Below are 24,052 nucleotides of genomic sequence, written 5' to 3'. Positions count from 1 at the left end.
GGGCTGGGTTCAGTGTTTGTGGTTGGCGGTGTTGCCACCGGTATCGATGATCTTGGCGCCACCGAGAATGTCGCCGGTTACCCGCAGCGGGCCGTTGATCTGCACCTCGCCGGTCAGGGTGATGCTCGCAGCGTTGGCGGTGATGGCTTGATCGGTTACCACTGCCGAGCTGCCGCCGACCTTGATGCTGACGGTACCGCTGGGCAGCTCGATGCTGTAACTGCGGCCCTGCCAGTCATAGACCAGCGAGCCGCCATCGTCGAAGCGCCAGACCTCGACATGCTCGCGGTTGTCCGGCGGGTCGCCGGCATTGCCGTACAGGCCAGGTATGAACGTACCCTGGGCCGGCTCGCCACTGGGGCTGAGCAAAACACCCTGCTCACCCAGGCTCGGTGCCCGCCAGTGGCGGGCCTTACCAGCGGCCTGGCTGTGCCAGCGCAACCAGGCGCTGGTCCAGCCGGCGCCATCGGACACCCGCACCCGGGCGGCGGCAAGGTCTACGGCCACCACTCGACAGGGAATCACTAGGCCGGCGAGCATGCGATCGTGCATGGCACTGGCGTAGCTCATTGCAGGTCCTCCGACGTCTGGTAATCGGCTTCAAAGCTCGGGCCGGTGTCAGGGCTGAAGGCGAAGGCCAGCGGACCCGGTTCATCGGGCCATGGCCACTGCCGTTCCCCCAGGTACAGGGCCTGCTCCCACTGCACTGTCCAACTGTGCGGCACTACCGCGTCCGCTGGCGCTTGAACAGGCCGTGCCTGAACCGCCTGCGCTTCGTCGACAAAGTCCTGAGCCCAGAACTGTTTACGCAACAGCACAGTCACCTGACTGGCCAGCGTGACTGCCTCCAAGGCTGCATGCTGGCTAGCGGAGGCAACGAAAATACGCGCGTCGAAGGTCGCGATGACACGCACACGACCATCGCCAGGGTCGTCTCCCGGCTTCAAGCCGGTAATGGAGTGAAACAGTGCTGGCAGCACTGTAGTGTGGTCCGCCGATACGTAGGCCTCGACGGTTTCAAACTGAGGCAAGGCGGCCTTGATAGTCGCGCTGATCGCCTCGTGCAAGCGGTTCAGTTCACTCATGATCAGTCCTGTATCCTGGAGCTCGCAGAGGCTCTTGTGGCAGAAAAAAGGCAAAAATAAACCCGTCCTGAGACGGGTTCATTGACGCTGTTGTTAAGGCTCCTAATGGAGTGCCTGGCAGTTATCGTCCAGCCTGTATCAAACGGGTATGGCGAAACCAGAGCACACCGGCACTGCTGCAGCAGACAAGCGTCAAAATCATAAAGAAGGAAAAATAGCGAAGCAGCTCGTCATTCTTGATTGAAGTGATCTGACGTTCAAACTGCTCATCAAAGACAACACGCCCGTCAGTGTTCAAAACTTTGTGTATCTTCAGTTCATCCCCCCCACCACTCGCATAAACATCCACCCTCGCGCCGGGCGTCAGGCCGGCTTCCTGGTAGAGTTCTTTCGCGACATAAACAACCTGTCTGGACGAGGGACGGAAGTTCGCTTCAGTCAGTCGAACCTGAAAATACACAATTGAACTGTCTTGGCGCAGCGTGGAGGGCGCACTTGTAATCTGCCCTTCGAACAGAGCTGCTGCCTCATCCCCTTGCTCGTCAAATGATTGAACAAAAAGCAGGAAGGCGAGCCCCATCAACAAAAATACGCCTGCCATCCCTAGCAGAACCCTGATTTGCTCGTAGACAGTTTTTTCACGAAACAACGACAGCCAAGAATCAGACATACACCCTTCACTTTTTCCGCAAAAAAGATGCCCACCATCCTTGGGCCTCCGTCACCCTAACATGGAACAGTTTCAGTAATAGGCGTCCTGATTACCTCAGAAACAGCCGTTCGGGTCGACGACGAAGATGATCCGTTTACCCCTCTTCACCGGGCTGACGTATGCGGATGCTGAACGCTCAGCTCTCACTCTCGCCCTTTGCCCCGCTCGCAGGCTCAACACCCAAGCGCTTCGCCGCCCAGCGTTCATAAAGTCCGATGGCGACATCGGCACCGGCCATGGCGGTCAGGCAACCAAAAGCGCTGGCGCTCCAGATCGACATGCCGCTGGCGTACAGCAGCATCACCGTGGACACGCCGCAGACCATACAGGCCCCCGAACGCAACACCAGGCGCCGAAACAGCGCCCAACCACGGGCTCCTGCCTTGTCCGCCCGCCACATCTCGCCGGATACGCCGCCCAGCAACGCCAGGACGATCACCAGCCAGATCGGCATTTCCAGTAACGTCTGTTGTTCGTTCGTCACTGTCCTGTCTCCTTGGATAAGTCCGCTTGGCAACGTGCCAGCGGCGTTTTTGTATCGATCACCTCTGCGAGGTAAAAAAAGGTAAAGTTCACCCGTCGACACGCGTCTGCAAGGACACGCCCAGAGGCCAGCGATGCCAATAGCGATTCGCCAGGCTTCAATGACGACCCCAGATATCTCGAACCACAGCGGACGCTATGGAAAAAAACTACTATGTTAAAAACCTCTTGCTCGCACTGAGCCTGTTTGCGATAGGCACAGCAATCTGGTGGTACGACAATTCATTCTCAACCCGGGAAAACCTGATTTACTTGCTGCTTTCCAGTGCGAGTCTGTTGTTGTTCCCATTTTCGAGAAAGTTGATTGAACAGAGCGCTTTGAAGTTCTCTTCTTCAGCATTCTGGAACCGCGGCCTTTTTGTCGAGACCCCAGGTAAAAACGGCCTCTATGCGCTTTTTTATCTGCTGTGCATGGCAACAGCGATTCCGCTGGGTGGCACCTACTGTGTCTATCTACTGACGAAACGGTAGCGTCACTTCAGAGCGCAAGCAGCGCATCGTTGAACTTCTTGACCCGCGCCTCATCAATATAGGCGCTGGTCACTGCCATGATCATGGCGAATGCAATAGCCCCCATGACCGTCGACGCCGCCACACCGAATGCAAACGCAAGCAGTGCACCTGCGGCATTGCCAGCCAACAGCGTTTCGATCTTCAAAAAGGTGCTACCCCACTCTCCTGTCGCGTAGCCTTTTTTGATCTCGACCAACAGGTCAGCGTAATCCATGGCTTTACCCACATAGCCGAACGCCTTGCTGAACTGTTCCAGGTTTTTCGCCAGTTGCTCTTTGTTCAGCGAGTCCAACGCCTTGGCAATGGCCTCTCGATCCTTGGCACTGAATTTTTTGTTCAACGCATCTTTGTATTGTTCATACGCGGCCATGGCCTCCTTGGCATTGCCAATACGCTTGCCCTGGACGCCCGCCGCCAAGGCTTGCGCCTCAGTTGCCAACTGCCCACCTACTTTCGATGTCAGCTCTTTGTAAAAGTCTGCGGTGAATTTTACCGCGGCCTTGTAATCAACTTCGGCCTTGGCGTCATTCGCCTGTTGCTGCCGAGTGATCTCGGCATCCAGTTTGCCTACCCGCGCCAACAGGCTAGCGACCTGTTCATTAAGCAGTTTTGCGTTGTAAGTAGCCATCAGCTTGCCAATGCTGCGGCTGCTTTTGACCGCCTTCAACTCGGTCTGCAGTTCACTGTTCTTGCGAACCATCAGCGAATTGATCACCGCCACCTGCCTTTGCAGCCCGGCAATCGCTGCAGTATCTGTCAGCGGTGGAAACTGGCTGGACAACACGTCCAATTCTTTCTGCAGGTTGATTTCCAGGTTGGCGTGCGCCGCTTTGTAGTCATTTTCGATGCCAATGACAGCACCCAGCATCGGGTTGCCCATTGGGTAGTTACCCAGAATACTGCCCCGGACCTGGCCAGGATTGAGACTGATAAATTCAACAGATCCATCACCGTAGATGATGGTCGTTGCCAGTTCTAGTGCCATGTAAAACTCCCTTTCAGAATTGACGCTGCTCGGCCTCTTGCCAACAGCGTTCACTGCAAAACCGATCACTCGGCATTCCAAAAAGCCCGGCCTCCCCAGGCTTTTCAGTAATGCGTTGTCGAACCGCCCGCCACGACTGGTGCGCAGGGCGACTCCGCTTCAAATTGTTCCTCCGACCGCGGCCACCTGCCCGCCGGATAACTGCTTGTGGTGCTTTACGCTGCACACCCGGGCCAGTTGCCAACCCTCTGAACAGTTCAGGCCTGTTCATCGCTGCCTTTGTCGCTACCGGTGTCGACCGGCTTGAGACAGAGATTATGCATTGATGCATATGCAGTCAATGCATTTATGGAAATATTTATGCATGAGAAAATGCACCTGCGCATGTAGGCCTTGCCCTGCCTGGGCTGGATCGCTTTTCTGCAGGCGAAAAAAAACCCGCCGAAGCGGGTTTTCTGAGGAGTCGGACTACTCAGCGGGCGTACATGCCCCACCAGAACACGTGCCCGAGGATGCTGATCTGCTCTTCCTGCATCTGTTGGAAGCTGTAGTCTTCATCCGGGTGCTCGTCGCGGTTGAAGCTGCGCAGGCGAATGCCGGTGGGCAGGCGATACAGCTGCTTCACCCGCAGTTGGCCATTGTGGTTGATGGCGTACAGGTCGCCGTCGACAATGTCGCCGATACCGCTCTTGCCGGCGTTGACACCCACCGTGGCGCCGTCACGCAACACCGGCAACATGCTGTTGCCACGCACTGTCACGCACTTGGCCTGGTCGAACTGCACGCCGTTGTGGCGCAGGCTACGCTTGCCGAAACGCAGGCTGGCCTTCTCGCTTTCTTCGATTACGAATCTTCCTGATCCTGCTGCCAACTCGACCTCGCGAAGAAATGGAATGGACACCTCGTCGTCCTCGACGGGTGTGTCGTCATCCCACAGACTGATATCGTTCAACTCGGCGTGGCTGCGCGCAGGCGCGGCTTCGCGGCTGTCACCCAGCTCGACTCGACCGCGCAGTTGGTCGGTGCTCACGCCGAAATACTCGGCGATTTTCGACACATGCTTATCCGACGGGTCGACGATCTTCTCGCTGAGAATGCGCGACAGGGTGGATTGCGGCACGCCAGTACGCCGGTGCAACTCCGTGGGGGAGAGACCGTGGCGATCGAGCAGTGCTCTGAGGACGGATGCTACGTTGCGTTTTTGCATAAAATGCATAATGCCGGGGCCTGTAACAGAATGCAAACCCGGTTATGCATGGATATGCACGGACAAATGGTCGCGCCCGCCCGTTTGCCCTCGGCAGCCCGAATAAAATCCCTGTACCATTGCCCGCTTGCCTTTGGTCTACAACGACACTGCGAGCCCTGTTTCTGCAATGAGCGATCTTTCCGCACACACCCCGATGATGCAGCAGTACTGGAAGCTGAAAAACCAGCACCCGGACCAGCTGATGTTCTACCGCATGGGCGACTTCTACGAGATCTTCTACGAAGATGCGAAGAAAGCCGCAAAACTCCTGGACATCACCCTGACCGCCCGCGGGCAGTCGGCGGGCCAGTCGATCCCCATGTGCGGTATCCCCTACCACGCGGCCGAGGGCTACCTGGCCAAGCTGGTGAAGCTGGGCGAGTCGGTGGTGATCTGCGAACAGATCGGCGACCCGGCCACCAGCAAGGGCCCCGTGGAGCGCCAGGTGGTGCGGATCATCACCCCCGGGACGGTCAGCGACGAGGCGTTGCTCGACGAGCGACGCGACAACCTGATCGCTGCGGTACTGGGTGACGAACGCCTTTTCGGCCTGGCCGTGCTGGATATCACCAGCGGCAACTTCAGCGTGCTGGAGATCAAGGGCTGGGAAAACCTGCTGGCTGAGCTCGAACGCATCAATCCGGTCGAGTTGCTGATCCCGGATGACTGGCCCCAGGGCCTGCCTGCGGAAAAACGCCGTGGTACACGTCGCCGTGCACCGTGGGATTTTGACCGCGATTCGGCACGTAAAAGTCTTTGTCAGCAATTCGCCACCCAAGACCTCAAGGGTTTTGGCTGCGAGAAGCTGACCCTGGCCATCGGCGCTGCCGGCTGCCTGCTCGGCTATGCCAAGGAAACCCAACGTACCGCCCTGCCGCACCTGCGTAGCCTCAAGCATGAGCGCCTGGACGACACCGTGGTGCTCGATGGCGCCAGCCGTCGCAACCTTGAGCTGGACGTGAACCTGGCCGGTGGCCGTGACAACACCCTGCAGTCGGTCATCGACCGCTGCCAGACCGCCATGGGCAGCCGTCTGCTGACCCGCTGGCTGAACCGCCCGCTGCGCGACCTGAAAGTCCTGCAGGCACGTCAGGGGTCGATTCGCTGCCTGCTCGATGGCTATCGTTTCGAAAAGCTGCAGCCACAGCTCAAGGAAATCGGCGACATCGAGCGGATTCTTGCCCGTATCGGCCTTCGTAACGCCCGTCCTCGCGATCTGGCGCGCCTGCGCGATGCCCTCGGTGCCCTGCCTGAACTGCAAAACGCCATGGCCGAGCTTGAGGCGCCGCACCTGGCGCGCCTGGCGGCCATTGCCGGCACTTACCCGGAACTGGCCGACCTGCTGGCCAAAGCCATCATCGACAACCCACCTGCGGTGATCCGCGACGGCGGCGTGCTCAAGACCGGCTACGACAGCGAGCTCGACGAACTGCTGTCCATGAGCGAGAACGCCGGCCAGTTCCTGATCGACCTGGAAGCCCGCGAGAAAGCCCGCACGGGCCTGGCCAACCTCAAGGTCGGCTACAACCGGGTGCACGGCTACTTCATCGAGTTGCCGAGCAAGCAAGCCGAGCAGGCGCCCGCTGACTATATCCGACGCCAGACCCTCAAGGGCGCCGAGCGCTTCATCACCCCGGAGCTGAAAACCTTCGAAGACAAGGCGCTGTCGGCCAAAAGCCGCGCACTTGCCCGTGAGAAGATGCTCTACGATGCCTTGCTGGAAAACCTGATCGGGCACCTGGCACCGTTGCAGGACACTGCTGCGGCCCTGGCCGAGCTGGACGTGCTGAGCAACCTTGGCGAACGCGCGCTGAACCTGGACCTGAACTGCCCAAGCTTTGTCGACGAGCCGTGCATGCGCATCACCCAGGGCCGTCACCCGGTGGTCGAGCAGGTGCTGACCACGCCGTTCGTGGCCAACGACCTGGCCCTGGATGACAACACCCGGATGCTGGTGATCACCGGCCCGAACATGGGCGGTAAGTCCACCTACATGCGCCAGACCGCATTGATCGTGCTGATGGCGCATATCGGTAGTTTTGTCCCGGCTGCCGCCTGCGAGCTGTCGCTGGTCGATCGCATCTTCACCCGCATCGGCTCCAGCGACGACCTGGCCGGTGGCCGCTCGACCTTCATGGTCGAGATGAGCGAAACCGCCAACATCCTGCACAACGCCACCGAGCGCAGCCTGGTGCTGATGGACGAAGTCGGTCGCGGCACCAGCACCTTCGACGGCCTGTCGCTGGCCTGGGCTGCCGCCGAGCGCCTGGCGCAATTGCGTGCCTATACCCTGTTCGCCACCCACTACTTCGAGCTGACGGTTCTGCCCGATAACGAGCCGCTGGTAGCCAACGTGCACCTGAACGCCACCGAGCACAATGAGCGGATCGTGTTCCTGCACCATGTGCTGCCCGGGCCAGCCAGCCAGAGCTACGGCCTGGCGGTAGCGCAACTGGCTGGCGTGCCGTCGCCGGTCATCCAGCGTGCCCGTGAACACCTGGGCCGCCTGGAAACCGCCAGCCTACCCCATGAAATGCCTGTGCAGCAGCACCAAGGTGCACCTGCAGTACCGCACCAAAGCGACCTGTTTGCCAGCCTGCCGCATCCGGCCATCGAGAAGCTCGGAAAGCTGGACCTGGACAACATGACGCCGCGTCAAGCTATCGAAATGCTCTATACACTAAAGACTCTGTTATAACGCGGGCCCGCACAAGCTGATAGAATCCCGCGCGGTTTGGTGGCGCTGCAGGTTACTAGCCTGGCCTGCAGCCGAACAACCAAACCGAGCGGCCCTGTCTGGAAGGGTACGCTGCCGTCGCCTGAGGAGAGAATTAGAAATGACCTTCGTCGTCACCGACAACTGCATCAAGTGCAAGTACACCGACTGCGTAGAAGTCTGTCCGGTGGACTGCTTCTACGAAGGCCCGAACTTCCTGGTCATTCACCCGGACGAGTGCATCGACTGTGCACTGTGCGAGCCTGAATGCCCCGCCGTCGCCATTTTCTCGGAAGACGAAGTGCCAGCCGGCATGGAGAACTTCATCGAGCTCAATGCCGAGCTTGCGGAAATCTGGCCGAACATCACCGAAAAGAAAGATTCGCTGCCAGACGCCGCCGAGTGGGATGGCAAGACCGGCAAGATCGCCGATCTGGAGCGCTAAGCGCCCCGATCAACAAAAAAGGCCCTTCGAGGGCCTTTTTTCATGTTTTAGCAGGCAAAAAAAAGGGGCGGTTTAACCCGCCCACATTTTTTCCGTAGTCCCTTTGTTCCCTTTCATCATCCTGATGAATCGCATCCTGCGATGTCCTTGGCCTCCATCCTTGAAAGCCTGTGTCAGTCCGTAGACACAGGACAAATATTAGCGTTTCCAAGATTCCTCACAACTGCACAAAGCTCTCAAAAAGCTGCGGCAACATAACTGTCATAAACAAATAAATTTATATTAATCAGATAGTTATATAAAAGCGCACAGTAAAAACGACAACGATTTACTAAAGTGTACAGCTAAGGCTTACACGACATGTAAGCAATGACTTACATGAACTAGAACAGTACCAACATTGTCGTCGGATCGCGCTCAAACCCGGATGTTTCATCAGCACCAAGGGGAAAAGGTTCTCGGGGCCTTCAGCGTCAGCCAGAAACAAAAACGCCCCGACAAGTCGGGGCGCTCTTCACAGCAATACCGCAGCTTCTACTGAAACAGCGACTCGCTGGACAGGCCGTTCTTCTCGAGGATCTCACGCAGACGCTTGAGCCCCTCCACCTGGATCTGCCGTACCCGCTCGCGGGTCAGGCCGATTTCCAGGCCAACATCCTCCAAGGTACTGCTCTCGTGGCCGCGCAAGCCAAAGCGGCGAATTACTACCTCTCGCTGCTTGTCGGTCAGCTCGCTGAGCCACTGGTCGATGCTTTGCGACAGATCATCGTCCTGAAGCAGCTCGCACGGATCAGTAGGACGGTCATCGGTCAGGGTATCGAGCAGAGTCTTGTCCGAATCCGGCCCCAGGGACACGTCCACCGAGGATACCCGCTCGTTGAGCCCAAGCATGCGCTTGACCTCGCCGACCGGTTTCTCCAGCAGGCTGGCGATCTCTTCCGGGGACGGTTCGTGATCGAGCTTCTGGGTCAGTTCGCGGGCGGCGCGCAGATAGACGTTAAGTTCCTTGACCACGTGAATGGGCAGGCGAATCGTCCGGGTCTGGTTCATGATCGCCCGTTCGATGGTCTGACGGATCCACCAGGTGGCGTAGGTAGAGAACCGAAAGCCGCGTTCGGGGTCGAACTTCTCAACCGCACGAATCAGGCCGAGGTTGCCCTCCTCGATCAGGTCGAGCAGCGAAAGCCCCCGGTTGACATAACGTCGGGCGATTTTAACCACCAGGCGCAGGTTGCTTTCGATCATGCGCTTGCGCCCGGCGGGGTCGCCACGTTGCGACAGACGCGCAAAGTGAACTTCCTCTTCCGGTGAAAGCAAAGGCGAAAAGCCGATTTCATTAAGGTAAAGCTGGGTCGCATCAAGTGCACGGGTGTAGTCGATGTACTTGTGCTGCTTGAGCGTTGAGCCCTGTTTAGCCTTGGTCCGAACCGTAGATACAGCAGGTTCGTCTGACATCACATCCGTTTCCAAAACAATGCCGGTCTCCATCAGGAGAACCTCATCGTCGATGTCAAACTCCGGCACTTCTTTACTGAGAGCCATTGTTATAGTCCTTTGCTGAGTTCGAACTCAGACTCGAGCGACGCCTTAATCCTTGGCAGCGCTGGAGCCTGTCCCCTCTACGCGAGGAACAGGCCGGGCCTAGCAATCAACGACGTGGCAGGAATTGCAGCGGATCGACAGGTTTGCCCTGGCGGCGAATTTCAAAATGAAGTTTCACCCGGTCAGTACCCGTGGACCCCATTTCGGCAATTGTCTGCCCTACCTTGACCTGCTGTCCCTCCCGAACCAAAAGCCTGCGGTTGTGGCCGTAGGCACTGACGTAGGTATCGTTGTGCTTGATGATTACCAGCTCGCCGTAGCCCCGCAAGCCACTCCCGGCGTAGACAACTGAACCATCAGATGCAGCAAAAACAGGCTGTCCCAAATCACCGGCGATATCAATGCCTTTATTCAAACTACCGTTTGAAGCAAATTTCCCAATCAGCACACCATTGGCCGGCCAGGCCCAGCCGGCCGTGGAACGCCCTGCTGGGGGCACTTGGACGGGTGTCGTGGTGGCTACAACCGGGGCAACCGGAGGGGTGTTTGGTGTGGTTTCAGGCACTGTCGCAGGGGGGGCGACCGGCTTACCAGAACTGTCCAGCGGCCGCTTGAAAACCGTGGTCTTGCTCGAGGAGGACGGCGTACTGGTGACGACCGTGGTAGTTCCTGTTGCAGCCGGAGCGCTTGAGCGCCCGTCAAAACGAATCGCCTGGCCGGGACGGATGGTGTACGGCGGGGCGATGCCGTTACGGGCAGCCAGGGCCTTGTAGTCCCAACCATAACGAAAGGCGATGGAGAACAGGGTGTCGCCCGGGCGCACCACGTACTGGCCGGTAGTGACCACGGGGCGCTTAGGGGCTGCGTTGTTGCGATCGACCACCCGGACACTGTTCGAGGACGTGCTCGAGCACCCCGTCACCAGCGTGCCTACAGCCAGTGCAATCAGCAGAAGCTTGAAGTTCGATAGCCCTTTGCGCTGCCGAATGATTGTGTGCCCCACCCGCCGCTCCCTCTAATGGTGACCGATGCCAAAAATGCAATATTGTTGCAATTATACCCGAGCTCGCCGCGCCGCGGACGTCAGGCATTGCCAAACGTGATCTGCAACAGATTATGGTAGCCCGCCAGATAGACAGGGCAATGCCGCAGGAATTCGTCCGGGGCGAAAATAATCCGGGTCAGGCCAGCGGCCCGGTGAGCAATGGCACGAAGCGTACTGCGCCAAGCACCCGGCGCGAGAAGCCGTGCTCTTCGCGAACGATCAGCATCAGTTGCTGGGTCTCGCCGGTCGGCCCCACCGGAATGACCATGCGCCCGCCCGGGGCGAGCTGGTCGAGCAAGGCCTGGGGCACCTCGGGCGCCACGGCGGTGACGATGATGCCGTTGTAGGGCGCCAGTGCCGGCCAGCCCTCACAACCATCGCCCCAGCGGAACACCACGTTGCGCAGGTTGAGTGCGGTCAGGCGCTCCTTGGCACGATCTTGCAGGACCTTGATGCGTTCCACGGAAAACACCCGCTCGACCAGTTGTGCCAGGATCGCGGTCTGGTAACCCGAACCGGTGCCGATCTCCAGCACCTTGTCCAGCGGCCCTGCTTCAAGCAGCAGCTCGCTCATGTGCGCGACCATGAACGGCTGGGAGATGGTCTGGTTGTTGCCGATGGGCAGTGCGGTGTCTTCATAGGCGCGGTGCGCCAGGGCCTCGTCGACGAACAGGTGGCGTGGCGTGCGACGCAGTACGTCGATCACCTTGGGGTTCGACACCCCTTCCTCGATCAGGCGCTTGATCAGCCGCTCGCGGGTTCGCTCAGAGGTAAAGCCGATACCATGGCGCATCAGATCGTCCTGCTCGCGCATCAGATTAACCCCTCCAGCCAGCCGTCAAGGCGCTCGAAGGCATCGTTGAAGGTCCGGTCCAACTGCAGCGGGGTGATCGAGACATAGCCCTGCATCACCGCATGAAAGTCGGTACCCGGGCCGCCGTCTTCGGCATCACCGGCAACCGCGATCCAGTAACCTTCCTTGCCCCGCGGGTTGACCACCTTGGTCGGCGCCGCCGCGCGTGCGCGATGCCCCAGGCGAGTCAACTGGATGCCACGAATGTGCTCCAGCGGCAGGTTGGGGATATTGACGTTGAGCACGGTGCGCGGCGGCAGTTCGAGAGTGGCGTGGGCCTCGACCAGCTTACGCGCGAAGTAGGCCGCCGTCGGCAGGTTGTCCGGCAGGCGCGAAAGCAACGAGAAGGCGAACGAGGTGCCGCCCAGAAAACGCCCTTCCAGCGCCGCCGCCACCGTGCCGGAATACAGCACGTCATCGCCCAGGTTGGCGCCCAGGTTGATACCCGACACCACCATGTCCGGGGTAGTCTCCAACAGACCGTTGAGGCCCAGGTGGACGCAATCGGTCGGCGTACCGTTGAGGCTGATGAAGCCGTTGTCCAGAGTTTGCGGGCACAACGGCCGATCGAGCGTCAACGAACTGCTGGCGCCGCTCTTGTCCTGGTCCGGGGCGATCACCACACACTCGGCATAATCCGCCAGCGCGGCATGCAGCGCGGCAAGACCAGGTGCGGTAACCCCGTCGTCGTTTGAAATCAGAATACGCATGGGCTGTCCGTCTGCCCTGCCGGCACCAGATCAACAAGCTCGCGCACCACCACGGTGGCGAAGCATCCGGCCGGAAGGACGAATTCCAGTTGCAGGATATCAGGCTCGGGATAATGCCACGTCAGACCGCCAATGGGCAGTCGCAGGATGCGCCGTTCGTGACTCATGCCCGCTCGCGCCAGCCATTGGCACAACGCCGCGTGCTGTTCGCCGATGTTTTGTTCGAGCTCACCGGTTACGCCTATGGCACCGGACTGGCCCTCGCCCCACAGCGGGCCGGTGGGGTGCAGGTCAAGAATCGCCAGGCGAGGATCGGAACATTCGGCCTCGCCCGCTGGGAAAAAGCTGCGGCTGTCGGTGAACGCCAGCAGATCGCCAACCTGTGCCTGCTGCCAACTGCCGTCGGCCACACGTTGGGCCAACACCTGGTTGAACAGGTAGCTGCGGGCACTGGAAAGCAGCCGTGAGCGTACGTTGCGCTGCTCCGGCAGCGCCTGGCGGCCGGCCCAGTCACGGGCATCATGAACATTGCCGCCGCCATGACCGAAGCGCTGGGTACCAAAATAGTTCGGCACACCCTGGCTGCGAATCTGCTCAAGCCGCGTATCCAGTGCCGCGTGCTCGGCCGTAAGGCCGGTCAGGCGCAAGGTGAAACCATTGGCCGAATGCGCACCACGCTGCAATTTGCGCGAGTGACGGGTTTGTTTGAGGATGCTCAGGGTTTCGTTTTGCGCAGCGCTCAGGTCCGGGTCAGCCTTGCCCGGCAGGTGCAGGCTGAACCACTGGCGGGTCAGGGCCTGACGGTCCTTGAGACCGGCGTAGCTGATGCTGCGCAGGGGTACCCCGGCGGCACGGGCCAGGCGGCGGGCTGCCTCTTCGGTGTTGAGGTCACGCTTTTCGACCCACAGCCACAAGTGCTCACCTGTCCCGCTCAGGGGAATATCGAGTACTTCATCGACCTGGAAGTCTTCAGCGGTGGCCTTGAGAATTGCGCTGCCCAGCGCTTCGCCCGCTGCCCGAGGGCCCAGCAGTTCGAGTTCGGTCATGCCGGCAGCAACAGGGCAACAGCGTGAACGGCAATGCCTTCCTCACGCCCGGTAAAACCGAGTTTTTCGGTGGTAGTGGCCTTGACGTTGACCTGGTCCAGCTCGATCTGCAGGTCTTGCGCGATCAACTGGCGCATGGTGTCGATGTGCGGGGCCATCTTCGGCGCCTGGGCAACGATGGTGGCGTCGACATTGCCGACTTTCCAGCCCTTGGCCTGAACGATCTTCACGATATGGCGCAAAAGCACGCGGCTGTCGACGCCCTTGAACTGCGGATCGGTGTCGGGAAAATGCTTGCCGATATCGCCCAGTGCGGCTGCGCCGAGCAGGGCATCGCTCAGGGCGTGCAACACGACGTCGCCATCAGAATGAGCCAGCAGCCCGAACTTGTGCGCAATGCGCACCCCACCCAAGGTGATGAAATCGCCTTCCGCGAAGCGGTGCACATCGTAGCCGTGGCCAATACGCATAAAAAAACGCCCTGATTGAGTCAGGGCGTGATTCTACCTGCTTTGCCGGCGCTTGGGCTTGATTTGTAGGATCAGTTACCCTCACCTGTCAGCGCTGCGGCATGATGACGCAAGTGGTCGTCGATGAAGCTGGCGATGAAGTAGTAGCTGTGGTCGTAGCCCGGCTGCAACCGCAAGGTCAACGGATAGTCCGCCGCTTTCGCCGCCTGTTCGAGCACCTGTGGCTTGAGCTGGTTATCGAGAAAGTCATCGCGATCACCCTGGTCAACCAGCAACGGCAAGCGTTCACTCGCCTCGGCCAGCAACACACTGGCATCCCACTCGCGCCAGCGTGCCCGGTCCTCGCCCAGGTAACGGCTGAATGCCTTCTGCCCCCACGGACAATCCATCGGGTTGCTGATCGGCGCGAACGCCGACACCGAACGATAACGCCCGGGATTGCGCAGGGCGCAGACCAGCGCACCATGGCCGCCCATGGAGTGGCCGCTGATGCTCCGTTGCCCGGACGCCGGAAAATGCGCCTCGACCAGGGCCGGCAATTCCTTCACCACGTAGTCGTGCATGCGGTAGTGCTGGGCCCACGGCTGCTCGCTGGCGTTGAGGTAGAACCCGGCACCCAGGCCGAAGTCCCAGGCGCCCTCCGGGTCAGCAGGCACCTGTGGGCCACGCGGGCTGGTGTCGGGGGCGACGATGATCATGCCAAGCTCGGCCGCAAGCTTGTGGGCACCGGCCTTTTGCATGAAGTTCTCATCGGTACAGGTCAAGCCACTCAGCCAGTACAGCACTGGCAACGTGCCGCCCTGCTCGGCCTGCGGAGGCAGGTACACGGCAAACACCATGTCGCAACCGAGCACCTGGGAGCGATGGCGGTAGCGTTTATGCCAGCCGCCGAAGCTTTTCTGACAGGAGATGTTTTCCAGGCTCATGGCAGACCTCAGAAGTGGATGACGCTGCGAATGCTCTTGCCTTCGTGCATCAGGTCGAACGCCTTGTTGATGTCTTCCAGGCCCATGGTATGGGTGATGAACGTATCCAGCGGGATTTCGCCCTTTTCCGACATTTCCACGTAGCTTGGCAGTTCGCTGCGGCCACGTACGCCGCCGAAGGCCGAACCACGCCAGACCCGCCCGGTCACCAACTGGAACGGACGGGTAGCAATTTCCTGGCCGGCACCGGCAACGCCGATGATCACCGACTCGCCCCAGCCCTTGTGGCAGCATTCCAGTGCCGCGCGCATCAGTTGAACGTTGCCCACGCACTCGAAGGAGAAGTCGACGCCACCGTCAGTGAGGTCGACGATGACTTCCTGAATCGGGCGGTCATAGTCTTTCGGGTTGACGCAATCGGTGGCGCCCAGCTGCTTGGCAATTTCGAACTTGCTCGGGTTGATGTCCACGGCAATGATCCGCGAAGCCTTGGCCTTGACCGCACCGATAATCGCCGACAGGCCGATGCCGCCCAGGCCGAAGATGGCCACGGTATCGCCCGGCTTGACCTTGGCGGTGTTGAGCACCGCGCCGATACCGGTGGTCACGCCGCAACCGAGCAGGCAGACCTTCTCCAGCGGCGCTTCTTTCTGGATCTTGGCCACGGAGATTTCCGGCAGCACGGTGTACTCGGAAAAGGTCGAAGTGCCCATGTAGTGGAACAGTTGCTGGCCCTTGTAGGAAAAGCGCGTGGTGCCGTCGGGCATCAGGCCCTTGCCCTGGGTGGCGCGGATGGCCTGGCACAGGTTGGTCTTGCCGGAGCGACAGAATTTGCACTGGCCGCATTCGGGGGTGTACAGCGGGATCACGTGATCACCCACGGCAACCGAGGTCACACCTTCACCAATGGCCTCAACGACGGCCCCGCCTTCGTGGCCGAGGATCGACGGGAAGATGCCTTCCGGGTCGGCACCGGACAAGGTGTAAGCGTCGGTATGACAGACGCCGCTGGCGACCACGCGTAGCAGCACCTCGCCAGCCTTGGGCATGGCCACGTCGACCTCGACGATCTCCAGCGGTTTTTTGGCCTCGAAGGCAACGGCGGCACGGGACTTGATCATCAATCTTCTCCAGCAAGGGGTCAGTTCAGGCTGACAGTGTAATTCATCAATATTTGATGAATAATCCAGACAAAGACAAAACATTATTGCTGTACAGGGATAATCAATGAGCAATCGCTGGGAAGGCATCGACGAATTCGTCGCCGTGGCCGAGGCCGGCCAGTTCACCGCTGCTGCCGAACGGTTAGGGGTCTCGTCGTCCCATGTCAGCCGGCAGATCGCCCGCCTGGAGGAGCGCCTGCAAACCCGTCTGCTGTACCGCAGCACCCGGCGGGTCACCCTGAGCGAAGCCGGGCAGACCTTCCTGCAACACTGCCAGCGCCTGCAGGATGGCCGCGAAGAAGCGTTGCGCGCCATGGGTGACTTGACCGGAGAACCCAAGGGCCTGCTGCGCATGACCTGCGCGGTGGCCTACGGCGAGCGTTTCATCGTGCCGTTGGTGACGCGCTTCATGGCGGCGTATCCACAATTGCGGGTGGATATCGAACTGAGCAACCGCACCCTGGACCTGCTGCATGAGGGCATGGACCTGGCGATTCGCCTGGGCCGCCTGCAAGACTCACGGCTGGTGGCCACGCGCCTGGCGCCACGGCGCATGTACCTGTGTGCGTCACCGGCGTATCTGGCACGCTACGGACGGCCCCATAGCCTTTCGGAGCTGGCGCGGCACAATTGCCTGATCGGTAGCTCTGACAGCTGGGCGTTGCAGCAGGAGGGTCGCGAGATCAATCAGCGAGTGCAGGGTAACTGGCGCTGCAACAGTGGCCAGGCAGTGCTGGATGCCGCATTGCAGGGGATGGGCTTGTGCCAGTTGCCGGATTACTACGTGCTTGAGCACCTCAAAAGTGGAGCTCTCGTATCGTTGCTTGAGGCTCATCAGCCCCCGAATACAGCCGTGTGGGCGCTGTATCCGCAGCAGCGGCATCTGTCGCCGAAGGTGCGCAAGTTGGTGGATTATTTGCGAGAGGGGTTGGCGGGACTGCCTGAGTATCGAGGTGCCTGAAAGGCATCGCGGGTCAAGCCCGCTCCTACAGGATCTCCATCATCCCTGTGGGAGCGGGCTTGACCCGCGATAGATTCTCAGCCGCGCTTGGCCCAGCGCTGGCGCAGCCACTCCAGATCTTCCGGGCGGGTGACCTTGATGTTGTCGCTACGGCCTTCGATCAACCGTGGCGCTTGCCCCGCCCACTCGATGGCCGAAGACTCGTCGGTGATCGCCACGTCAGCCACCAGGCTGTCGGCCAGGGCCCGGTGCAGGGCGCCAAGGCGAAACATCTGCGGGGTATAGGCTTGCCACACTGTGCTACGGTCGATGGTGGCGCTTACCCGGCCATTGGCATCCGCACGCTTGAGGGTATCGCGCGCCGGCACCGCCAGCAGGCCGCCCACCGGATCATCGGCAAGCTCGGCCAGCAGGCGATCGAGGTCGCTGCGTGCCAGGTTCGGCCGGGCGGCGTCGTGCACCAGCACCCAGTCGTTGTCTGCCGCGCCCTGGGCGTGCAGCAGCAACAGCGCATTGAGCACGGAGCCTGCGCGCTCACGGCCACCTTCGGCGCGCTGAATGCGTGTATCGCTGGCGCAGCGCAAACCGGGCCAGTAAGGATCGTCAGCGGCAACGCTGACCACCACCCCTTTGACGCGGGGGTGATCAAGAAAACAGTCGAGGCTATGCTCGAGAATGGTCTGCCCACCCAGTTGCAGGTACTGTTTGGGACGGTCGGCAGCCATGCGGGCACCGACACCCGCGGCGGGAATCACGGCCCAGAAGGCCGGCAAGGTCTGGTTCATTGGGCAAGCTGGTAGAGGGTTTCACCCTCCTTGACCATACCCAGTTCGTGGCGAGCCCGTTCTTCAACGGTTTCCATACCTTTCTTCAACTCCAGCACTTCGGCGTCAAGCACGCGGTTACGCTCCAGCAGACGCTCGTTTTCAGCGTGCTGGTCAGCGATCTGTTGCTTGAGTTCGGTGACCTGGGCCAAGCTGCCGTTGCCCACCCACAGACGATACTGCAGGCCACCGAGCAGCAGGAGCAAGACGAGGAACAACCAATAAGGACTGCGCATCAGGGTATCCAGTGGAAAAGACCGCCACATCTGCAGGTCGCTGATGGCACGAAGCCTGGCCGAAGCCAGGCTTTGTGTTCAGACACCTGCAGCAAGGGCTTCTGAACGATCAGTATGACCGCCCGGCGCCGCTTTGCTGCTGTCTTTTTACCATCTCTTGCTTAGCCGCGAAACTCGGCACGACCACGGTACACAGCCTTGCTGCCCAGTTGTTCTTCGATACGCAGCAACTGGTTGTACTTGGAGACGCGGTCGGAACGGCACAGCGAACCAGTCTTGATCTGGCCGGCAGCGGTACCCACGGCAAGGTCGGCAATGGTCGAGTCTTCGGTTTCGCCCGAACGGTGCGAGATCACCGCGGTGTAACCGGCAGCCTTGGCCATCTGGATGGCTTCCAGGGTTTCGGTCAGCGAGCCGATCTGGTTGAACTTGATCAGGATCGAGTTGCCGATGCTCTTGTCGATGCCTTCTTTGAGGATCTTGGTGTTGGTCACGAACAGGTCGTCACCGACCAGTTGCACCTTCTCGCCGATTTTGTCGGTGAGGATCTTCCAGCCCGCCCAGTCGGACTCATCCAGGCCGTCTTCGATCGAGATGATCGGGAAACGCTCGGTCAGGCCTTTCAAGTACTCGGCGAAACCTTCAGCGTCGAAGGATTTACCTTCGCCGGACAGGTTGTATTTACCGTCTTCGTAGAACTCGCTCGCGGCGCAGTCCAGAGCCAGGGTCACGTCAGTGCCCAGTTTGTAGCCAGCATTGGCCACAGCTTCAGCGATGGCGCCCAGGGCGTCTTCGTTGGAAGCCAGGTTTGGCGCGAAACCACCTTCGTCACCCACAGCAGTGTTCAGGCCACGGGCCTTCAGCACAGCCTTGAGGTGATGGAAAATTTCGGTGCCCATGCGCAGGCCATCGGAGAAGGTCTTGGCGCCAACCGGCTGGACCATGAACTCCTGAATGTCGACGTTGTTATCGGCGTGCTCGCCGCCGTTGATGATGTTCATCATCGGAACCGGCATCGAGTAAACACCTGGGGTGCCATTGAGGTTGGCAATGTGCGCGTACAGCGGCAGGTCCTGATCCTGGGCAGCAGCCTTGGCAGCAGCCAGGGATACGGCGAGGATGGCGTTGGCGCCCAGGGTAGCCTTGTTCTCGGTACCGTCCAGCTTAATCATGGCGTGATCGAGGGCTTTCTGGTCAACCGGGTCCTTGCCCAGCAGCAGGTCACGGATCGGGCCGTTGATGTTGGCAACTGCCTTCAGCACGCCCTTGCCCATGTAACGGCTCTTGTCGCCATCACGCAGCTCCAGCGCTTCGCGCGAGCCAGTGGAAGCACCGGACGGCGCGCAGGCGCTGCCGATGATGCCGTTGTCGAGCAGCACGTCCGCTTCTACGGTAGGGTTACCACGCGAATCGAGAACTTCACGACCTTTGATGTCGACGATTTTTGCCATTGTTGTAAGCACTCCAGAATTGACGAAAACAACGCAGCTGAGAAAAATCTTGCCGCTCGCCGGGCAATTTGAAACAGGCAGGCCCAGCGAAAGCAAACCCCTGACCCGAGGGTCAGAGGTTGAACGGGGGGTACTTTACCGGAGAATCGAGGATTACGCGGTTTCTACCGTCGGAAAACTCTTCACCAGATCATCAAGTTGCTTGAGCTGGGCCAGGAAAGGCTCCAGTTTGTCCAGGCGCAGGGCGCATGGACCGTCACACTTGGCGTTGTCCGGATCTGGATGCGCCTCGAGGAACAGGCCAGCCAGGCCCTGGCTCAGGCCCGCCTTGGCCAGGTCGGTGACCTGGGCGCGGCGACCACCGGCGGAATCGGCGCGACCACCCGGCATCTGCAGGGAGTGGGTCACGTCGAAGAACACCGGGTACTCGAACTGCTTCATGATGCCGAAGCCGAGCATGTCCACGACTAGGTTGTTGTAACCGAAGCTCGAACCACGCTCGCAGAGGATCAACTGATCGTTACCGGCCTCTTCGCACTTGCTCAGGATGTGTTTCATCTCCTGGGGTGCGAGGAACTGCGCCTTCTTGATGTTGATCACCGCACCGGTCTTGGCCATGGCCACTACCAGGTCGGTCTGGCGCGAGAGGAAGGCCGGCAACTGGATGATGTCGCAGACCTCGGCCACCGCGGCAGCTTGCTCGGGCTCATGCACGTCGGTGATGACCGGCACGTTGAAGGTCTTCTTGATCTCTTCGAAGATCTTCATCCCCTCTTCCAGGCCTGGGCCACGGTAGGAGTTGATCGACGAACGGTTGGCCTTGTCGAAGCTGGCCTTGAACACGTAGGGGATACCGAGCTTTTCGGTAACCCGCACGTACTCTTCGCAGACCTTCATGGCCAGGTCACGGGATTCCAGCACGTTCATGCCGCCGAACAGGACGAACGGCTTGTCGTTGGCGATCTCGATGTTACCGACGCGAATGATCTTCTGGGTCATGAATCAGGCCTTGTTCTTTTGAGCCAGTGCCGCCTTGACGAAACCGCTGAACAGCGGATGGCCGTCACGCGGGGTCGAGGTGAACTCGGGGTGGAACTGGCAAGCGACGAACCATGGATGATCCTGGGACTCGACCACTTCGACCAGTGCACCGTCGCCGGAACGACCGGAAACCTTCAGGCCGGCTTCGACCAGCTTAGGCAGCAGGTTGTTGTTCACTTCGTAACGGTGACGATGACGCTCGACGATCACATCCTTGGCGTAGCAATCGTGGACCTTGGAGCCGCTTGCCAGCTGGCACTCCTGGGCGCCCAGACGCATGGTGCCACCCAGGTCGGACGCTTCGGTACGGGTTTCAACCGCGCCGGTGGCATCTTCCCACTCGGTGATCAGGCCGACGACCGGATGGCCGCTGTTGCGATCGAACTCGGTGGAGTTGGCGTCTTTCCAACCCATGACGTTACGGGCGAATTCAATGACCGCCACCTGCATGCCCAGGCAGATACCCAGGTACGGGACCTTGTTCTCGCGAGCGTACTGCACGGCAGTGATCTTGCCTTCGACGCCACGCAGGCCGAAACCGCCCGGGACCAGGATCGCATCGGCGCCTTCGAGCAGGCTGGTGCCCTGGTTCTCGATGTCTTCGGAGTCGATGTAGCGCAGGTTGACCTTGGTGCGGTTCTGGATGCCGGCATGGCTCATCGCTTCGATCAGCGACTTGTAGGCGTCCAGCAGCTCCATGTACTTGCCGACCATGGCGATGGTGACTTCGTGCTCAGGGTTGAGCTTGGCGTCGACGACCTTTTCCCACTCGGACAGGTCAGCGCCGTTGCATTGCAGGCCGAAACGCTCGACGACGAAGTCATCCAGGCCCTGGGCGTGCAATACGGCCGGGATCTTGTAGATGGTGTCGACGTCTTCCAGGGAGATCACCGCACGCTCTTCGACGTTGGTGAACAGGGCAATCTTGCGACGCGAAGAGACATCTACTGGATGGTCGGAGCGGCAGATCAGCACGTCAGGTTGCAGGCCGATGGAGCGCAGCTCCTTGACCGAGTGCTGGGTCGGCTTGGTCTTGGTCTCGCCAGCGGTAGCGATGTACGGGACCAGGGTCAGGTGCATCAGCATGGCGCGCTTGGAGCCCACTTCAACGCGCAGCTGACGGATAGCTTCGAGGAACGGTTGCGACTCGATGTCACCCACGGTACCGCCGATTTCCACCAGGGCCACGTCGGCATCGCCAGCACCCTTGATGATGCGGCGCTTGATCTCGTCAGTGATGTGCGGAATGACCTGGATGGTCGCGCCCAGGTAATCACCACGGCGCTCCTTGCGCAGCACGTGCTCGTAGATACGGCCGGTGGTGAAGTTGTTGTTCTGGGTCATGGTCGTGCGGATGAACCGCTCGTAGTGGCCCAGGTCCAGGTCGGTTTCGGCGCCGTCGTGGGTGACGAACACTTCACCGTGCTGGAACGGACTCATGGTGCCCGGGTCGACGTTGATGTACGGGTCCAGCTTGAGCATGGTGACCTTGAGCCCCCGCGCCTCCAGGATGGCCGCCAATGAAGCCGAGGCAATGCCTTTCCCCAATGAAGAAACAACACCGCCCGTGACGAATATGTAGCGCGTCATGAAAAACCCTAGAAGTCTGCGTTAAAGCGGTCAGTGCCGCCGGGGAAAGCGAAGGAAGGCCGAAGCCCCCGATCACCTGCGTCAATCACAGTGCATCTTAAAAAACTGCCGCGTCTGGTCACACCGGGGCTTGGATACCCGGTTAGGAGCTCGCTAAACATTTTTAGAATCGCCCAGCAAAAAACTGCTTGGTAATCGGCAACTGCTGTGATTTCGGGGAAGCCACAGAAGCTGTATCAAGAAGGGAGCGTAGTCTACCCGAAAGTGCCTTTCATCTCAAACCTTGCTCGCTCGTCGGTGCATGCCAGTGCAATTGCCAGTCGCCTTGGCTCAACCCCGGCAGATTGGCCACGGCCAGCAATTGTTCGCCGCAGTACAGCAACGGCAGGCGCCCGCGCGCAAACAACGGCAGCTGCGACTCGTTGAGCAGGCGCTTCAGGTCGCGCTGGCCACGGCCGTTGATTGCCAGGGTTTCGCCGCCCTGGCGGTAGGCAATGCGCAACGGCCCCTGCGGCAACGTGCCGCTGAGGCTGACACTGCCATTGTCGCCCAACGACAGCGGCTTGCCCGGTTCAGGCCACCCTTGAGGAACGCCCACAGGCTTGAGCCAGCCACCGGCCAGCCACCAGATACGTGCGTTGGCCCGATGCAGTTCACCGTCGGTCAGGCGCCACAGTGGCCGTCCGTCGGATGCCGCGTCGCGCAGGGCGTCCCAGCCGGCCCAGTGACGGCTATCGGGCAAGCGTGTGCGCTGGGCCAGCCAGTACTGCAGGGCGTTGTGCTGACGGGCCGGGGATAGCTGGCGCAGTACCTCGAGGTCGAGCGAGTCCAGGCCAAGCCAGCCGAATGGTGCCGCAGTTGCGGCCCGTGCCAGATCCTCCAGGGCCAGCTCATCAAGCAGGCCCTGAGCCCCGCTCAGGTGTTCAGCGCTGCGCGCCAGGTTTTGCGCCGTTTGCGGCCAACGCTGCAGTAACGCGGGGAACACCTGGTGGCGCAGGTAATTGCGGGAGAACTGCGTGTCGTCGTTGGACGGATCCTCGATCCAGGACAACTGCTGTGCTTGAGCGTAGCGCTGCAGCTCATTGCGCGAAACGCCCAGCAAAGGCCGCACCAGCATGCCCTGGCCCAACGGCCGCTGCGCAGGCATGGCGCTCAAGCCGCGCAGGCCGGCACCGCGCAACAGGCGAAACAGCAAGGTTTCGGCCTGGTCTTCGCGGTGCTGGCCGGTCAGCAGGATTTCACCAGTGGCCATGGCCTCGGCAAAGGCTGCGTAGCGCGCGTCACGAGCACCCTGCTCGATGCTGGCACCAGGGGTGACCCTGACCCTGATGATCTGCAGTTCGACGCCCAGATCGTCACACAGGCGCTGACAATGCGATGGCCAGGCGTCAGCCGCAGCTTGCAAGCCGTGGTGGATGTGGATGGCGCGGATCGGGGGCAAGGTTTGCTGACGTGAAAGGGTTGCCAGCAAGTGCAGGAGGACGGTGGAGTCCAGGCCGCCGGAGAGGGCGATGGTCCAGGAGGGGGCGTTCAGGTAGGGGGCAAGCTTGGTGTGAAGATCAATCATCAGCGTCGACCCGGTGGCGAGCGCTTTGCGCTCGATCGCGGGGCAAGCCCGCTTGTATGGTAAGACTTGAAGGGGTGGTGGGACTAAATGCCCGATTCTGACTGTTCACAGCAGTACAGACCGTGGGAGACATCGCCCCACCCCTTCCACCAAAGCGCCGATAAAGAATGCATCGTTTTCAAGCGACGATAGAAGCAAGCCAGCGCCTCTTGGTGAAACCCCTTCAAGCCGAAAAAACCATAACCTCAGGAGCCGTCCATGGCAATGCGGGTAGATAAGTTGATCGTGGGCGTGGATGTTGCCAAAGCTGAGCTGGTTGTTCATCACGATGACCGTGATGAGCTCATCAGACTGAAAAATTCCAAACTTGAAATCAAGC

The 24,052-nt window shown here is 60.3% G+C and carries 24 protein-coding genes and 1 pseudogene; 5 read left to right on the top strand and 20 right to left on the bottom strand.

The window, feature by feature from the left end; genetic code table 11:
* Positions 1 to 9: 9 nt before the first annotated feature.
* From M5G17_RS13520 to M5G17_RS13505, 4 genes are all read right to left on the bottom strand, one after another.
* A complete protein-coding gene (locus M5G17_RS13520) occupies positions 10 to 570 on the bottom strand; it encodes a phage baseplate assembly protein V (RefSeq protein WP_273893415.1) in 561 nt (186 codons plus the stop codon).
* Positions 567 to 1,085, bottom strand: coding sequence for a hypothetical protein (locus tag M5G17_RS13515; protein ID WP_273893414.1), 519 nt, complete (start codon positions 1,083 to 1,085; stop codon positions 567 to 569). The genes M5G17_RS13520 and M5G17_RS13515 overlap by 4 nt, the downstream gene beginning before the upstream one ends.
* 121 nt (positions 1,086 to 1,206) lie before the next feature.
* The gene (locus M5G17_RS13510) at positions 1,207 to 1,755 is read right to left on the bottom strand and encodes a hypothetical protein (protein WP_273893412.1); all 549 of its coding nucleotides are present in this window, start codon (positions 1,753 to 1,755) and stop codon (positions 1,207 to 1,209) included.
* A 178-nt stretch (positions 1,756 to 1,933) separates the two neighbouring features.
* On the bottom strand, positions 1,934 to 2,281 hold the full coding sequence (locus M5G17_RS13505) for a phage holin family protein (protein ID WP_273893411.1): 348 nt from the start codon (positions 2,279 to 2,281) through the stop codon (positions 1,934 to 1,936).
* A 197-nt stretch (positions 2,282 to 2,478) separates the two neighbouring features.
* Here M5G17_RS13505 and M5G17_RS13500 point away from each other — a divergent pair, with 197 nt between their 5' ends.
* On the top strand, positions 2,479 to 2,811 hold the full coding sequence (locus M5G17_RS13500) for a colicin E1 family microcin immunity protein (RefSeq protein WP_273893410.1): 333 nt from the start codon (positions 2,479 to 2,481) through the stop codon (positions 2,809 to 2,811).
* A gap of 7 nt (positions 2,812 to 2,818) precedes the next feature.
* On the opposite strand, the gene M5G17_RS13495 is transcribed toward M5G17_RS13500, so the two are convergent.
* Both M5G17_RS13495 and M5G17_RS13490 read right to left on the bottom strand, forming a co-directional pair.
* Positions 2,819 to 3,838: a colicin-like pore-forming protein gene (locus M5G17_RS13495; RefSeq protein ID WP_273893409.1), complete on the bottom strand. Its 1,020-nt coding sequence runs from the start codon at positions 3,836 to 3,838 to the stop codon at positions 2,819 to 2,821.
* 472 nt (positions 3,839 to 4,310) lie between these two features.
* Positions 4,311 to 5,054, bottom strand: a complete 744-nt coding sequence (locus tag M5G17_RS13490) for a LexA family transcriptional regulator (RefSeq protein WP_123565785.1) — start codon at positions 5,052 to 5,054, stop codon at positions 4,311 to 4,313.
* A 160-nt stretch (positions 5,055 to 5,214) separates the two neighbouring features.
* Between M5G17_RS13490 and mutS the strand changes: the two genes are divergently transcribed.
* A complete protein-coding gene (gene mutS, locus M5G17_RS13485; RefSeq protein WP_273893406.1) occupies positions 5,215 to 7,785 on the top strand; it encodes a DNA mismatch repair protein MutS in 2,571 nt (856 codons plus the stop codon).
* Positions 7,786 to 7,924: 139 nt separating this feature from the next.
* The gene (fdxA, locus tag M5G17_RS13480) at positions 7,925 to 8,248 is read left to right on the top strand and encodes a ferredoxin FdxA (protein ID WP_038996711.1); all 324 of its coding nucleotides are present in this window, start codon (positions 7,925 to 7,927) and stop codon (positions 8,246 to 8,248) included.
* Between the two features lie 534 nt (positions 8,249 to 8,782).
* Here the strand turns inward: fdxA and rpoS are convergent.
* The 8 genes from rpoS to M5G17_RS13440 form a co-directional block, all read right to left on the bottom strand.
* Positions 8,783 to 9,790 (bottom strand): RNA polymerase sigma factor RpoS, encoded by a 1,008-nt coding sequence (rpoS, locus tag M5G17_RS13475; protein WP_130263482.1) that lies wholly within the window; start codon positions 9,788 to 9,790, stop codon positions 8,783 to 8,785.
* Positions 9,791 to 9,896: 106 nt separating this feature from the next.
* The gene (locus M5G17_RS13470; RefSeq protein ID WP_273893404.1) at positions 9,897 to 10,793 is read right to left on the bottom strand and encodes a peptidoglycan DD-metalloendopeptidase family protein; all 897 of its coding nucleotides are present in this window, start codon (positions 10,791 to 10,793) and stop codon (positions 9,897 to 9,899) included.
* 178 nt (positions 10,794 to 10,971) lie between these two features.
* On the bottom strand, positions 10,972 to 11,649 hold the full coding sequence (locus tag M5G17_RS13465; RefSeq protein WP_273893403.1) for a protein-L-isoaspartate(D-aspartate) O-methyltransferase: 678 nt from the start codon (positions 11,647 to 11,649) through the stop codon (positions 10,972 to 10,974).
* Positions 11,649 to 12,398, bottom strand: a complete 750-nt coding sequence (gene surE / locus M5G17_RS13460; RefSeq protein WP_273893402.1) for a 5'/3'-nucleotidase SurE — start codon at positions 12,396 to 12,398, stop codon at positions 11,649 to 11,651. Before surE ends, M5G17_RS13465 begins: the two co-directional genes overlap by 1 nt.
* Positions 12,386 to 13,444 carry a tRNA pseudouridine(13) synthase TruD gene (truD, locus tag M5G17_RS13455; protein ID WP_273893400.1) on the bottom strand — a complete coding sequence of 353 codons (1,059 nt, stop codon included), beginning with the start codon at positions 13,442 to 13,444 and terminating at the stop codon, positions 12,386 to 12,388. Before truD ends, surE begins: the two co-directional genes overlap by 13 nt.
* On the bottom strand, positions 13,441 to 13,914 hold the full coding sequence (gene ispF, locus M5G17_RS13450; RefSeq protein ID WP_273893399.1) for a 2-C-methyl-D-erythritol 2,4-cyclodiphosphate synthase: 474 nt from the start codon (positions 13,912 to 13,914) through the stop codon (positions 13,441 to 13,443). Before ispF ends, truD begins: the two co-directional genes overlap by 4 nt.
* 71 nt (positions 13,915 to 13,985) lie before the next feature.
* Positions 13,986 to 14,840 (bottom strand): S-formylglutathione hydrolase, encoded by an 855-nt coding sequence (gene fghA / locus M5G17_RS13445; protein ID WP_273893398.1) that lies wholly within the window; start codon positions 14,838 to 14,840, stop codon positions 13,986 to 13,988.
* An 8-nt stretch (positions 14,841 to 14,848) separates the two neighbouring features.
* Complete coding sequence (locus M5G17_RS13440) at positions 14,849 to 15,961, bottom strand: S-(hydroxymethyl)glutathione dehydrogenase/class III alcohol dehydrogenase (protein ID WP_273893397.1); 1,113 nt, start codon at positions 15,959 to 15,961, stop codon at positions 14,849 to 14,851.
* Positions 15,962 to 16,067: 106 nt separating this feature from the next.
* On the opposite strand from M5G17_RS13440, the gene M5G17_RS13435 reads away from it, so the two are divergent.
* A complete protein-coding gene (locus M5G17_RS13435; RefSeq protein WP_273893396.1) occupies positions 16,068 to 16,964 on the top strand; it encodes a LysR substrate-binding domain-containing protein in 897 nt (298 codons plus the stop codon).
* 77 nt (positions 16,965 to 17,041) lie between these two features.
* Here the strand turns inward: M5G17_RS13435 and ispD are convergent, their stop codons facing one another.
* The 6 genes from ispD to tilS all read right to left on the bottom strand — a co-directional run bounded on the left by ispD (position 17,042) and on the right by tilS (position 23,673).
* Complete coding sequence (gene ispD, locus M5G17_RS13430; RefSeq protein ID WP_273893395.1) at positions 17,042 to 17,749, bottom strand: 2-C-methyl-D-erythritol 4-phosphate cytidylyltransferase; 708 nt, start codon at positions 17,747 to 17,749, stop codon at positions 17,042 to 17,044.
* Positions 17,746 to 18,024, bottom strand: coding sequence for a cell division protein FtsB (gene ftsB / locus M5G17_RS13425; RefSeq protein ID WP_038996723.1), 279 nt, complete (start codon positions 18,022 to 18,024; stop codon positions 17,746 to 17,748). The genes ispD and ftsB overlap by 4 nt, the downstream gene beginning before the upstream one ends.
* 161 nt (positions 18,025 to 18,185) lie before the next feature.
* Positions 18,186 to 19,475 (bottom strand): phosphopyruvate hydratase, encoded by a 1,290-nt coding sequence (gene eno, locus M5G17_RS13420; RefSeq protein WP_273893394.1) that lies wholly within the window; start codon positions 19,473 to 19,475, stop codon positions 18,186 to 18,188.
* Between the two features lie 153 nt (positions 19,476 to 19,628).
* Positions 19,629 to 20,474 (bottom strand): 3-deoxy-8-phosphooctulonate synthase, encoded by an 846-nt coding sequence (gene kdsA, locus M5G17_RS13415; RefSeq protein WP_273893393.1) that lies wholly within the window; start codon positions 20,472 to 20,474, stop codon positions 19,629 to 19,631.
* Between the two features lie 3 nt (positions 20,475 to 20,477).
* Positions 20,478 to 22,106, bottom strand: coding sequence for a CTP synthase (locus M5G17_RS13410; protein ID WP_273893392.1), 1,629 nt, complete (start codon positions 22,104 to 22,106; stop codon positions 20,478 to 20,480).
* A gap of 271 nt (positions 22,107 to 22,377) precedes the next feature.
* Positions 22,378 to 23,673, bottom strand: coding sequence for a tRNA lysidine(34) synthetase TilS (gene tilS / locus M5G17_RS13405; protein ID WP_273893391.1), 1,296 nt, complete (start codon positions 23,671 to 23,673; stop codon positions 22,378 to 22,380).
* A gap of 258 nt (positions 23,674 to 23,931) precedes the next feature.
* Here tilS and M5G17_RS27810 point away from each other — a divergent pair.
* Positions 23,932 to 24,052 (top strand): annotated as a pseudogene (locus tag M5G17_RS27810) (IS110 family transposase); the annotation flags it as partial.

Origin of the sequence: Pseudomonas rubra (genome assembly GCF_028656935.1) — a bacterium.
GTDB classification, from domain to species: domain Bacteria; phylum Pseudomonadota; class Gammaproteobacteria; order Pseudomonadales; family Pseudomonadaceae; genus Aquipseudomonas; species Aquipseudomonas rubra.
This window is presented reverse-complemented; position numbering and strand designations above follow the sequence as displayed.